This is a genomic window from Paenibacillus sp. BC26 (assembly GCF_900116125.1).
GTDB classification, from domain to species: domain Bacteria; phylum Bacillota; class Bacilli; order Paenibacillales; family Paenibacillaceae; genus Paenibacillus_Z; species Paenibacillus_Z lignilyticus.
In genome coordinates this window covers 65,732-77,363 of record NZ_FPAD01000003.1, presented here as the reverse complement: position 1 = coordinate 77,363, position 11,632 = coordinate 65,732, and the positions used below count along the sequence as shown (strand labels likewise).

Here is an 11,632-nt window from a genome sequence, read left to right as displayed (position 1 = left end):
AAATGCAGCCCTTCTTAATAAGGACTGCATAACGTGAATATGTACTTAACAAATAAGCTGAGCCATGCCGAATTATCCCCCTGTTTCTGCATAAGCAGAACGGGCATATGATCTTGGTAGAATGCTTCCGCAATCAAAATACTCGCGACAGACTACCAAGTGTTCGGTCAAACTAACGCAATCATTATTCCTGCTGATCTCATCCAGCCGTTTGACCAATGTTATGACCTCATCAAACATGATGGAGCGGCCTACATAAGAAATCGAACATTCCACCAAGCAATACCCATTTCCGTTCCCTTTGGTCGTATTCAAGACCAAGGTTACATCCGGTGTCGATTCGTCTTCGCCTTCATAGGAATAAATTTTAATTTCCCACATTCTGGAATGATTACGGGTATAATCATGACGATGCTTGTACTTATCCAGCTCAAACCAACCCTTTTTCATTCATTCCCTTCTTTCCACCACTTTTTTACTGATCGATCTCACTCTTCAGCATCCTCGGTATCCCTGCCGGAATTATAACAACAATCGAACACGAGCAAATCTGCGGAAAGTCATGAACAATATACGAGAAGAAGGCCAAAATTTGACTTCAAACCATGAATAAATTCACGCCTCATGCCAAAAGTCATGCCTCATCATGGCCCAAGATGACGTACCGCAAATAGGGCAGCTTGTGTCCGATCACGAAGTCCCAGCTTCGCGATCAGATTGGAAACGTGATTCTTCACGGTTCCTTCCGTAAGATACAGGGAATCGGCGATTTCTTTGTTATTAAGTCCTTGACCCAGTAGTTCGATTACATCTTTCTCTCTTTCAGTCAACTTACTCAGCTCAGCGGGCTCCTTTTTACTTAATGAATGGGCTAGATTGGGATTCATATCGGATAGTTTCTTCAATTCCTTGAGCAGCATGGCGGTGATATCGTGTTGAAGCACCGTTCCTCCGTTGTACACCGATTGGATCGCACTGATAATGGCCTCCGACGGCATGTCCTTCAGTAAATAACCGTGTACGCCTTTCCCCAATGCATTCATAATGAGCTCCGCATCATCGAAAGTGGTGAGAATCAGCACCTTTGTCTCCGGAAAGTGCTTAAGAATCAATTCTGTTCCTTCCACGCCATCCATGCCCGGCATTCGAATATCCATCAACACGACGTCAGGCTGCCATTCGATTACTTTGGCATAAGCATCTCGACCATCTTCCGCTGTCCCAACCACTTCCATACTCGGCTCCAAACCAATGATAGTCGCAAGACCCTCTCTCATCAGCCGTTGATCGTCGACAATGAGGATTTTCAATGCTCCCCCTCCACTTCCGTTCTAACGTAAGGAAACTGTACTTCAACGGCGAAGCCTGACTCCTGATCCATCCTGAAATGAACCTCTCCGCCCCACTCCCGCACCCTTTCTTGTACATTCATCAATCCAAACCCCGGTTTTAGCTCGACAGGCAATTCTCCGTTATTACGAATAATTAGACGAAATACGGCTTCCGCATAAACGAGCACAATAACGATACGAGTCGCATGGCCATGCTTCTGAGCATTGGTAAGCGATTCCTGCGCGATGCGATAGGCCGTTAATCGAAGATCGATGGGGAGGTCGACGGGCTTCCCTTCGACTTCCAACACCGTATGAACCTCGGTAAACTTAGTAAACTCCTCCGATAAGCGGGCAAGGTTTTCATGTAAAGGTGCTGATGTATGCGAGTCGTCTCTTATTGCCCTTACGGAAAGTCGCACCTCTTGCAGAGCAGACCTCACTAAACCCTCACATTCCAAATAGGTTTGCTCACTGCGTAAAGCATCCAGCTTGCTTAGCTTTCGAGCCACTTGCAAGTGAACCAACACGGCCGTCAGTTTATGACCGACCGTATCATGAATTTCCCGTGTCATTCTCACTCTTTCCCTTGTGGCTGCCCACTCTTCCGCTTGGTCCGCATACACCCGCAACTGCTCATGAGATTGCTTTAACTGATCGTAGAGCTGCAGGGTATCCGAGCTTGCCCTTTTATAGGAATGAATCATAAAGCTAACAATGCACGCAAACACGATAAACGAAGAGGAAACATAATAGCCGGATAGATTAAGATGCTGATACAACGTCCAATCAATGGTACTCATCGCGGCTAAATAAAGGAATAACAAGAGCACGCCGGATGCGATAAGCAATCCGGTGTTCTTAATAAACATGAAGATGGCTAAAGCCGTAATGCCATTAAACAGATGATTGGGAATTCTACCCCCGATGTAAATATAGCCATAAGAAGCCGATACCAAGAAATCAATGACCAAGAGGTACAACAGCCAATGCTTCTTCATGTTGGAATAGAAGAAATTAACGAACAGAAACACCAGTAAGGAAAACACAAGAAAAGTCAGCTTCCAGAAGATCGCAATCGAGTTTTCATAATAAAACAGGCCCGTCAGGACGAGGTCATATACGAGCTTCAGCCCGAAAAGCCCTCTTAGCGAAACCGACTTCCGCCATACGCGATTCGTAACTTTCAGCATCATTATCCCTCCCCCCTGTTCCTCGACTCCTTCTCATCTGCTGAATCTTGTTAGTCTAACCATATCGCAATGTCCTATTAATACATGCAGGAGTACCAACCAACGCAAAGAAGGAGCCCACTCACGGTGAGCTCCCTCAGTTTCATCAAATCATTCCGATTAACGCAGCGACCTTAATCCTGTACGGATTTCTTCGGTCATGTATTCTGGCTGCTCCCAAGCTGCGAAATGTCCGCCCTTAGGAAGTCTGTTGTAGTGAATCAGGTTCGGATAAGCTTTCTCTGTCCAGCTCTTCGGCGCTTCGAAGAGCTCGTCCGGAAATACGCTAACGGCAACCGGAAGCTTAACGCCTTGGACAGCGAAGAAGGATGTTTTGTTCTCCCAGTAGATACGTGCCGCAGAAATCGCCGAGTTCGTGAACCAGAAGAGCGTGATGTTATCGAGGACGTCATCGCGCGACAAGCCTTCTTGGATACCGGCAAAGGATCTGGTAATCAAGGCAAGGCTCTTCCAGTCGTGGTCCAGCATAAAGGCTGCCAAACCGACAGGTGAATCCACCAGCCCGGTCAGCGTTTGTGGACGCGTTCCCATGATGAACGCATAATAAAATTTATTCTCGCGCACTTGCTCACACGCTTTAATCTCTTCGTCAGAAAGACCTGCCGGCAGCGGGTTGCCGGACCAAATCGCCGCATCAACGTCGGCCGGAATTACCTTAGCCATATTGGTGTGAATGCCGAGCAATCCTTTAGGCTCCTGTACGGCCATGGCATCAACAACAATTGCACCCCAGTCGCCGCCCTGTGCAACATACTTCTCGTAACCAAGACGCGTCATCAGTTCACCATAAGCGCGCGCGATGCGTGCCGGATCCCAGCCTGTCGTCGTAGGTTTACCCGAGTACCCGTATCCAGGCATCGACGGAATAACAACATGGAAAGCATCCGATGCATTTCCGCCATGTTCCGTAGGATTAGTCAATGGTTCAATCAGTTTCATCTGCTCAATAATCGAGCCCGGCCATCCGTGAGCAATGAGGATCGGCATTGCGTTCTCATGCTTCGAACGAACGTGGATGAAGTGAATATCCAAACCGTCGATTTCCGTAAGGAAATGCGGCACAGCGTTGATCTTCGCTTCAACCTTGCGCCAGTCGTATTCATTTGCCCAATAACGAGCAAGCTCTTGCATCGTTTCAAGCTGCGTGCCTTGCGATTGATCCGAAACGGTTTCTTTCTCCGGCCATCTTGTAGCGAGAATACGATTGCGCAATTCCGTTAGTTCCGCTTCCGGAACGTTCACGTGAAACGGACGAATACTTTGTGGATTAGTCATGTTGTTAATCTCCTTCTGATTTGAGTTTGTGGGTGGCCGAGCAAACTAGCGCAGTGACTTGAAGTAAATTAGCTTGTGATAACTACGCGCAGCCCAGCTTCGCAGGCCGAATCTTCGGGAGAGTAAACGTTCTAAATGGAATGAAATATGAACTTCATAAAGTGTCGACAAGCGTTTCATGTTTCTAAAAGAAGTGACTTCTCAAAGGCCCCGGTATACGTAAATTCAACGAACTTATCACAGCGCAAAAAGCAACATTCCCACTCGGTTTACACGTTTTCCACACCACATTTGTAACAATCTAAATAAAATTAACTAGTTACATAACGTAATATATCACGTGCCACAGATGAATGCAAGTAACTATCTAAATTATTTTTAAAGGTTACATAGAAAGCGTTCATCGCGACCGGAGCTGAAGTGTTCATGCCAAAGACCGAATGTAACGTTGTCCGCTATTGTCAGCGCTCGTGTCTCCTCATATTCGATGTATGTTCTCGTGACGCGAGCAGAAAGAGATGTGGATATCTCCTGCTGTGCGCAGCCGAGCGGTTCGGCAAGCTCTGCGATCGTAATGCGTTCGGCTCCTTGCCGTCCGATCAACGTTACCTGCGTTCCTTCCGGGCAAGGACGAGGAAGCCTAATCATTAGCTGATCCATGCAGATCTTGCCGACGATCTTGGCACGCCGGCCTTCAACGAGCACATCCGTACCTTGCATCCGCTGATTCCAACCATCCGCATAGCCGATCGGCACGGTTCCGATCCACTCATCTGCTTCGGCTTGGTATGAATTGTCATAGCCGAGATATTCGCCTTTGGCCAGCTTCTTCACCTGGATCAGACGGCTATGAAGGCTTAATGCCGGCTCAAGCTTCACGGAGCGTACGAGCTTCTCCGGATAGAAGCCGTACATCGCTGCCCCGATCCGCACCATATCCATCGCCAGCTGCGGAAACCGTAGTGCCGCGGCGCTGCCTGCGCAATGATAATGGCGAATCGCTAAGCCGGACGAGCGTCCCCACTCCTTCATTTCGAGGAAGCGTGCAACTTGCTGCTCCAGAAAGTCGGTGTCCGCCTGCCCTGCCGTCGCGAAATGCGTATAGAAGCCGTCGACCTCTACATCCTCCGCGCGAAGCCAAGGAACAAGCTCATCCCATTCTTGCCGCGTTCGAATTCCGATCCGCCCTAAGCCCGTGTCCATCTTGACATGAATGCGAAGCTTTCCCGAAGCGGCGTAAGGGATGGATTTCCGCAGCTCCGCAAACCATTTGGCACTCGTTACGGTTAACGTTAACTCATGCTCGAGCGCCATTGGCACCAGCTCCGGCTTGATTGGAGTCAAGATTAGGATCGGCAATTGGATGCCGCTAGCGCGCAAATGCAGTGCTTCCTCAAGGTAGGCGACGGCCAGATAATCCACCCCTGCCGATTCCGCCGCCGCTGCTGACTCAAGGTCGCCATGTCCATAGCCGTTCGCCTTCACGACGGCCATCAGCTTGACGGATGGAAGTAAGGTGCGGCGAATGGTCTGCATATTCTCGCGAATGCGGCTTACACTAATTTCAGCCCATGTATCTCTTAGCATTCCTTCCGCCTCGCTTTATTTGGAATAACGAATCGTTTGTTTGTTCTCGTGCCTGGCAATCGCGTGGCCGATCAATTTCTCGACCAGCTCCGCATAGGTCGTTCCGTCGGTACGTTCCCACATCACCGGATACATGCTGAAGTTCGTGAATCCGGGCAAAGCATTAATCTCGTTAAGGAACAGATCGCCGTCACTGTTCAGGAAGAAGTCGACGCGGGCAAGGCCCTCGCAGCCATGAGCTTGATAAGCTCGGATCGCCAGCTCGCGGATTCGCTCGGTCAGGCCGTTCGGCAGCTCGGCCGGGATGGACATGCGAAGCTGCTTATCGAAATACTTGGATTCGTAATCGAAGAATCGATGCTCGTGGATAAATTCCCCGGGCAGCGAAGCAAGGGGCTTCTCATTGCCGATGACCGCCACTTGAATTTCCCTGCCGGCCACCTCGCGTTCGAACACGAGCTTCTTATCATAGGAGAACGCCTCCAGTATGCCGGCCTGCAGCTCATTTCGGTTCGTGCATCTGCTGATGCCGATGCTCGATCCGAGAGAAGCCGGCTTCACATAACAGGGATAACCAATGCTCTCCTCCACGCCGGCGAGGATCGCCTTCTCATCCGTTTTCCACTCCTCATAGCGGCATACGACATATTCCGTTTGGTGAATGTCGGCTTGGGCCAATATCTGTTTCGACATCGCCTTATCCAGCGTAAGTGCAGCTGAGAGTACGCCATTCCCAACGTAGGGAATATTCAGCAGCTCCATCAAGCCTTGCACCGTGCCGTCCTCCCCATTAGGGCCGTGCAGAAGCGGCATGACGACTTTGGGGCCGGGCAATGCCAGCACGCCTGTTAATATTCGACCGATCGAGTCGGCTGCGTCTTTCGAATCAGGCCGCGCGATAAGCCGCTCAATCGTTAAATCTTCCTTAGAAAGTTGTCCGGGCGAACACCATAAGCCATCGCGCGTAATATAGATGGGATACACTTCAAAGCGGCTTTCAGCTATGGAAAGCAGGACCGTAACTGCCGTTTTCAATGACACGTCGTGCTCGACGGATTTACCGCCGTATAGTAAGTACAACTTGGTTTTCATTTGTAATGCCTCCTAGGTTCTTGTCCGTTGCTCTATCTCTAAGATAACGCCCCGGGCCGAGGAGGTTTATAACACGCCATAAAGGATTCCTTAAATATTTCTTATTTGTAGTCAAGCCCCTTACGATTGCTCCAGCGCGTAACGTCTTGGCCGGAGTTTTCTTCTTCGTTTGTTGTCCACTACCCAGACCGTAACGGCGGACATCCCGACCGAGACCAGGCACACAGCGACAAAATGGAGCAAGCTGTTCGCGATAAACAGTCGTTCCAAGTGCGCTGCCTCTGCTGCTCCGCGAACGAGCACGATAGCAATCGGATGAAGAATGTATACCCATACGCGCCACTCTCGGAACGTTTTGCTCGACTGGACCTTCCACTGCATGGCCCAATGGAACAAGAAATACGTCGCGGGCAGCGCAAAGATATACATGCTGTCATGCCGCGGAATATCAAAGGCGCGCAGAACCGATCCTTCCAGAACCATCAAGCCGAGCGAGCACGCAAACAAAGTTGCATTGGCAATCGGCGATTTCGCGGAAGACGGCTGCTTGGCTGCCCAAGCGCCGAGCGCAAGGAAGATAGGAGCATAGAAGAACCCATTACGCGTGTAATCGAACACATTGAACATACCTGCATACATTTGCGTGATTACACTACCGCTTGGCAAGATTCCATAATAGCTGTCCCCCAGCAGTCCCACGATGTACAAGCCGCCTGCGATAGCCAGCATAGCGTTCATGGACTTCATCCGATACATGACGTAAGTAATTAACAACCCTAACATTAAGGCCGGCAAATACCACAGGTGATAGAATGTGCCGTCAAACACAATGTCCTTGATCAACGAATAAACGGTGAAGGAATCCGAAAAATAACCTTTATACACATTCAGCGGAATGTACAGCACGATCGCAATCAGATATAACTTTCCGGTCCTCCGCAAGTAACCGTACAGTGCTTTACGATCTTTCGCCGGGTCCCCGGTTAGTTTGCGGTAGAATAAAAACCCGGCTGTCATGAAGAAAACCGGAACGGCTATGCGAGTAAGCAAATTGCTTAGAACAAAATCAGCCGTGGTGCTGTAGGACAGAAACGGCCCTGTATGATTGGCAACGACCATAATCGCGACAATGAATTTTAGCCAATCGAGCCCGCCGAAATTTGGTTTAGACATCAGCTTGGCTTCCTTTATCCCGGTATGCGGTCACAATAAACCCATCGCTGTTATTACCCGATACCGTGTAGCGATCGCAAGGTACAACGGGAATGGCGGTGGTATAAGTCGTCGTACCCTCACCTGCCGCCGGTACATAATAAATCGCAACGCAAGCACGCTCATCTTCGAATACAAGATGATTATCTTCGTACGGGAAACTTCGAAGCTGATCGATATATTCCTCCAAGCACCAATCGTTCCGCTCCATGATTGCAGCGTGGGGATAACCGACATAACGGAAATGCCACGGCTCGCAAGAAATATGCGTAATGGCTTCTTTTCCTTCCTTGTATCGTTGGACGAATCCATACCCGGCAGCCAGCTGCTTGAAGGTCATATAGACACCGCTATCGGGAAACACCGGCGCGATGAAATCCACGTCTATGTTCCGCTTGCCGACGTCTACGGCCAGTCCCGTCTGATGCTCGCTCTTATTGGGCAACGCAACATAACATGCCGTATACTCAGCGCCATTCTCGGCCAACGAGGATTCATAAATCTGCTCCTGCTCCATACGGGTTCGATATCCGCTGACCGCGATAATATCGTTTATCCCTTCGCAAGCCTCAAGCAAATCAGCCAAATGCTGCAAGCAAGTCCGATCCAGCAGCATATTCTCGCTCAGCGTATGGATCGCCGGAAACGAACTTAGCGGCAGCAACCTGTCTGTAGAAACCTCCTGCCGGATTGGGTGCTCACGGTTAATTAAGACCAGATGTCCTTGGTGAATTTCAGCATTAGCGACTTGTATTGTATGGATTTTCGCATAACCGTCTATAAGTTGTTCGGCTTGTTGTAGTTGTTCCATCTCGCACGAACCTCCTCGATATCGTTAAATGTTCTTGCAACTCTACGATAACGTCCCGAGCCGGAGAGGTTCATAAAACGCCTTAAAAGAAACCTTAAGTTTTTCTTATTTGTGGATTCATGCGGTAGGTTGCGGAGACGATATCTGATAAGCTAATGCTACAAATGCGGTATTTCAACTCAATTCAAACGGAGAGATTCTATGAACCCGATTCAAATTCTGATCGCGGACGATGACCTGGAAATCGCCAAGCTGATCAAAATTTTCTTAACCAACGAAGGCTACCAAGTGTTGACGGCAAACAACGGTCGCGAAGCGCTGGACGTGATGGCCAAGGAATCGGTCCAACTGATCGTTCTCGACGTCATGATGCCGGAGATGGACGGCCTGGAGGTTGTTCGAACGGTGCGTGCGGAGTACGACGGCATTCCGATCCTGATGCTGAGCGCCAAAGCGGAGGACATGGACAAGATCATGGGGCTGACGACGGGGGCCGACGATTACATGGTCAAGCCGTTCAATGCCCTGGAGCTGCTGGCCAGAGTAAAGTCGCTGCTGCGCAGATCCATGCTATTGAATACGCAGAATCAACCGCCGGCTCAAGACCAGGATGAGATTCAGATCCAATCGCTGAAAATCAACAAGAAATTGCATGCCGTTACCGTTGAGGATCGAAATGTGAATTTGACGTCGACGGAGTTTGATATTTTGTATTTGCTGGCGAGCCATCCCAGGCAGGTGTTCAGCGCGGAGGCGATCTTCGAAGCGGTATGGAAGGACAAATTCATGGAGTCCAACAACACCGTGATGGTTCATATTAGCAAGCTTCGCGATAAATTGGAGAGCGAGCTGGGCGGCGTTAAGCTCATCCAGACCGTGTGGGGAGTTGGGTATAAAATTGATCCTTAAAAGTCCATTGGTGAGCCTTCGTTTCAAAATGTTGTATTTGTTCGCCTTGAGCGCGTTGGCGTCTATTATAACGGTCGTTTTGCTTGGCTTGCTTGCGTTAGCCGTGTATCATATCCATTTCCCGTTCCTCGCCAATATCGTGGACCTGGTGAACGACAAGCTCGGCGTTGCGGTATCCTTTACGTTGGCGGGCCTCTTCTTTACGATTGTCTATTTCATCGTCTTCAGCCAATCGACCATTCGCTACCTGATGGAAATTTCGCAAGGCATCGAACGGATCGCCGGAGGCAATTTCGATTTCCGCCTTCCGATTCGCGGAGAAGACGAGCTCGGCGCTTTGGCCGACAATATCAATCGAATGACGGCGCAGCTGAAGCTGTCCATCGAGGAAGAACGGCGCGCCGAGCGGACGAAGGTCGAACTGGTCACGAACGTTTCCCACGATTTGCGCACGCCGCTGACGTCCATCGTCGGGTATCTTGGCCTGATCAATGATGATCGATATCAGGATGAAGTCGAGCTGCGGCAATACGTTCAAATCGCGCACCACAAATCGATGCACCTGAAATCGATGATCGATGATTTATTCGAATATACGCGGACAAGCGGCGGCATGAAGCTTCGGCCTTCTCCGATCAATCTCGTCGAACTAATTGGACAATTGGCAGGCCAATTTCGTTTGCAATTCGAACAGGCGGAGATGGAGTGTCGCCTGGTTCTTCCCGACCATCCCCTTATCATCCATGCCGACGGGGACAAGCTGGTCCGGGTATTCGAGAACCTGATCGTCAACGCACTCCAATATGGAAAAAGCGGCCGGCGCATCGATATCATAACTCGAATCGATAACAGCCATGCCGTCGTCGAAATCGCTAACTATGGGGAGCCATTGCCATCATCCATCATTCCCTTGCTGTTCCAACGGTTCTATCGCGGCGAGCACTCCCGTTCGCGGAATACGGGCGGCTCCGGGCTTGGCCTTGCCATCGCCAAAAACATCGTCGAGCTGCATCACGGTACGATCTCCGCAGCAAGCGACGATGGGAGAACTTCCTTCGAAGTGAAGCTCCCGCTGGCGAAATAACAAAAGCGGGGCAAATGCTTGCCCACCAATTGCCGTGTCTTGTCTGCAGAAAGCCCGGTGAATTCATAGATATAGCTATAAGCCCTTCCGAGCACGGAGGGGCTTGTTCTAACGGTTGGCATAGCGCTAATTTGGTGTTTTGGGGCTTCATATGTTCTCTAAGGGTTACCATTGCGCTTATTGACCCTTGTTCGGGCGAAAACCCTACCTAAATCGCGAAATAATCCCTCTGGCAACCGTTACAATTTGGGGACGCTGCAAAATGGGAGATTAGGCTCACTGGCAACCGTTAGACTTCTAGGAGCGACTTCACCGGCACAGCCCCGCTCCGTTATGCCCGGTCATGATGAACGGTTTTCCCTGCATAGAACATACGCTCCAAAGGTGCTGCTTGCTCCTTAGCGGACAACGAATCGGCAGGTAATTTATAAATAGCGGTTTTACTGCCTAAACTGGAAACATACCGTTCCAGATGAACCCGCCCCAGCGGTCGATCATAATAACCGGGCACATATTTATCCAGCATGACCTGCATCGCTTCCGTTGCCTCGTTGATATCCGTAACAGGAAGCAATGCTCCCTCGATGATGACACTCATATAGGCGGTATCCGTATCGGCCGGTACCGGGTTCGTGATGGTCCCGTAATTCTCGCTGACCGTGAAACAAGCCTGCGGGTTCTGGGCGATATAATTGATTTTCCTACCTTCTTCTGCCCCATGAAAATAAATGGCGTTATTCAACCAAACATAATTAAGCGGGATAACATAGGGGACATCGCTTGCGGATAATCCGAGAAAGCCGGTCCGAGCTTGCTCGAGAAAGGACCGGATTTGATTCGCATCCGTGCAGCTGCGGTTCTGATTACGCATGGGGTACATCGTATATTCACCTTTTCTTTTTCTATTACTTTGTGCATGGTATAGGATAACTATGAGTAGCGGATCGAATAAAAGGTTACTTTAGTCGTAACCATCTAGTTATAAAATAGCAGTTACGGAACACACTTTAACATGAACGGCTATGTCCGTCAAGTAACTAGCTAAGGAATGCCTTGGGTGTTACAATAAAGAAAATTA

The 11,632-nt window shown here is 49.7% G+C and carries 11 protein-coding genes; 2 read left to right on the top strand and 9 right to left on the bottom strand.

Annotated elements, in window-relative coordinates; genetic code table 11:
- Window positions 1-72 precede the first annotated feature (72 nt).
- From BM412_RS21545 to BM412_RS21510, 8 genes are all read right to left on the bottom strand, one after another.
- Entirely contained in the window at window positions 73-450 is a 378-nt protein-coding gene (locus BM412_RS21545; protein ID WP_091223123.1) for a hypothetical protein, read from the bottom strand.
- A 194-nt stretch (window positions 451-644) separates the two neighbouring features.
- Window positions 645-1,310: a response regulator gene (locus BM412_RS21540; RefSeq protein WP_091223121.1), complete on the bottom strand. Its 666-nt coding sequence runs from the start codon at window positions 1,308-1,310 to the stop codon at window positions 645-647.
- On the bottom strand, window positions 1,307-2,527 hold the full coding sequence (locus BM412_RS21535; RefSeq protein WP_256256508.1) for a sensor histidine kinase: 1,221 nt from the start codon (window positions 2,525-2,527) through the stop codon (window positions 1,307-1,309). The genes BM412_RS21540 and BM412_RS21535 overlap by 4 nt, the downstream gene beginning before the upstream one ends.
- A gap of 156 nt (window positions 2,528-2,683) precedes the next feature.
- A complete protein-coding gene (locus tag BM412_RS21530; RefSeq protein WP_091223119.1) occupies window positions 2,684-3,859 on the bottom strand; it encodes an epoxide hydrolase family protein in 1,176 nt (391 codons plus the stop codon).
- Window positions 3,860-4,237: 378 nt separating this feature from the next.
- Window positions 4,238-5,446 (bottom strand): alanine racemase, encoded by a 1,209-nt coding sequence (gene alr, locus BM412_RS21525; RefSeq protein ID WP_091223117.1) that lies wholly within the window; start codon window positions 5,444-5,446, stop codon window positions 4,238-4,240.
- 15 nt (window positions 5,447-5,461) lie between these two features.
- The gene (locus BM412_RS21520) at window positions 5,462-6,538 is read right to left on the bottom strand and encodes a D-alanine--D-alanine ligase family protein (RefSeq protein WP_091223115.1); all 1,077 of its coding nucleotides are present in this window, start codon (window positions 6,536-6,538) and stop codon (window positions 5,462-5,464) included.
- Window positions 6,539-6,658: 120 nt separating this feature from the next.
- A complete protein-coding gene (locus BM412_RS21515; RefSeq protein WP_091223113.1) occupies window positions 6,659-7,711 on the bottom strand; it encodes an acyltransferase family protein in 1,053 nt (350 codons plus the stop codon).
- Window positions 7,704-8,561 carry a D-alanyl-D-alanine carboxypeptidase family protein gene (locus BM412_RS21510; RefSeq protein ID WP_091223111.1) on the bottom strand — a complete coding sequence of 286 codons (858 nt, stop codon included), beginning with the start codon at window positions 8,559-8,561 and terminating at the stop codon, window positions 7,704-7,706. Before BM412_RS21510 ends, BM412_RS21515 begins: the two co-directional genes overlap by 8 nt.
- A 201-nt stretch (window positions 8,562-8,762) precedes the next feature.
- Between BM412_RS21510 and BM412_RS21505 the strand changes: the two genes are divergently transcribed.
- Both BM412_RS21505 and BM412_RS21500 read left to right on the top strand, forming a co-directional pair.
- Window positions 8,763-9,470 (top strand): response regulator transcription factor, encoded by a 708-nt coding sequence (locus BM412_RS21505; RefSeq protein WP_091223110.1) that lies wholly within the window; start codon window positions 8,763-8,765, stop codon window positions 9,468-9,470.
- Window positions 9,471-9,498: 28 nt separating this feature from the next.
- Window positions 9,499-10,554 carry a sensor histidine kinase gene (locus BM412_RS21500; RefSeq protein ID WP_091223910.1) on the top strand — a complete coding sequence of 352 codons (1,056 nt, stop codon included), beginning with the start codon at window positions 9,499-9,501 and terminating at the stop codon, window positions 10,552-10,554.
- A 331-nt stretch (window positions 10,555-10,885) separates the two neighbouring features.
- Here BM412_RS21500 and BM412_RS21495 read toward each other — a convergent pair whose 3' ends face one another.
- On the bottom strand, window positions 10,886-11,434 hold the full coding sequence (locus BM412_RS21495; protein ID WP_091223108.1) for a pyridoxamine 5'-phosphate oxidase family protein: 549 nt from the start codon (window positions 11,432-11,434) through the stop codon (window positions 10,886-10,888).
- Window positions 11,435-11,632 lie beyond the last annotated feature (198 nt).

Excerpts from the sequence above, each read along its gene's own strand:
- alr (WP_091223117.1), bottom strand. The coding sequence starts at position 5,446 with ATGCTAAGAGATACATGGGCTGAAATTAGTGTAAGCCGCATTCGCGAG.
- BM412_RS21530 (WP_091223119.1), bottom strand. The coding sequence starts at position 3,859 with ATGACTAATCCACAAAGTATTCGTCCGTTTCACGTGAACGTTCCGGAA.
- BM412_RS21505 (WP_091223110.1), top strand. The coding sequence starts at position 8,763 with ATGAACCCGATTCAAATTCTGATCGCGGACGATGACCTGGAAATCGCC.
- BM412_RS21500 (WP_091223910.1), top strand. The coding sequence starts at position 9,499 with ATGTTGTATTTGTTCGCCTTGAGCGCGTTGGCGTCTATTATAACGGTC.
- BM412_RS21545 (WP_091223123.1), bottom strand. The coding sequence starts at position 450 with ATGAAAAAGGGTTGGTTTGAGCTGGATAAGTACAAGCATCGTCATGAT.
- BM412_RS21520 (WP_091223115.1), bottom strand. The coding sequence starts at position 6,538 with ATGAAAACCAAGTTGTACTTACTATACGGCGGTAAATCCGTCGAGCAC.
- BM412_RS21515 (WP_091223113.1), bottom strand. The coding sequence starts at position 7,711 with ATGTCTAAACCAAATTTCGGCGGGCTCGATTGGCTAAAATTCATTGTC.
- BM412_RS21535 (WP_256256508.1), bottom strand. The coding sequence starts at position 2,527 with ATGATGCTGAAAGTTACGAATCGCGTATGGCGGAAGTCGGTTTCGCTA.
- BM412_RS21510 (WP_091223111.1), bottom strand. The coding sequence starts at position 8,561 with ATGGAACAACTACAACAAGCCGAACAACTTATAGACGGTTATGCGAAA.
- BM412_RS21495 (WP_091223108.1), bottom strand. The coding sequence starts at position 11,434 with ATGTACCCCATGCGTAATCAGAACCGCAGCTGCACGGATGCGAATCAA.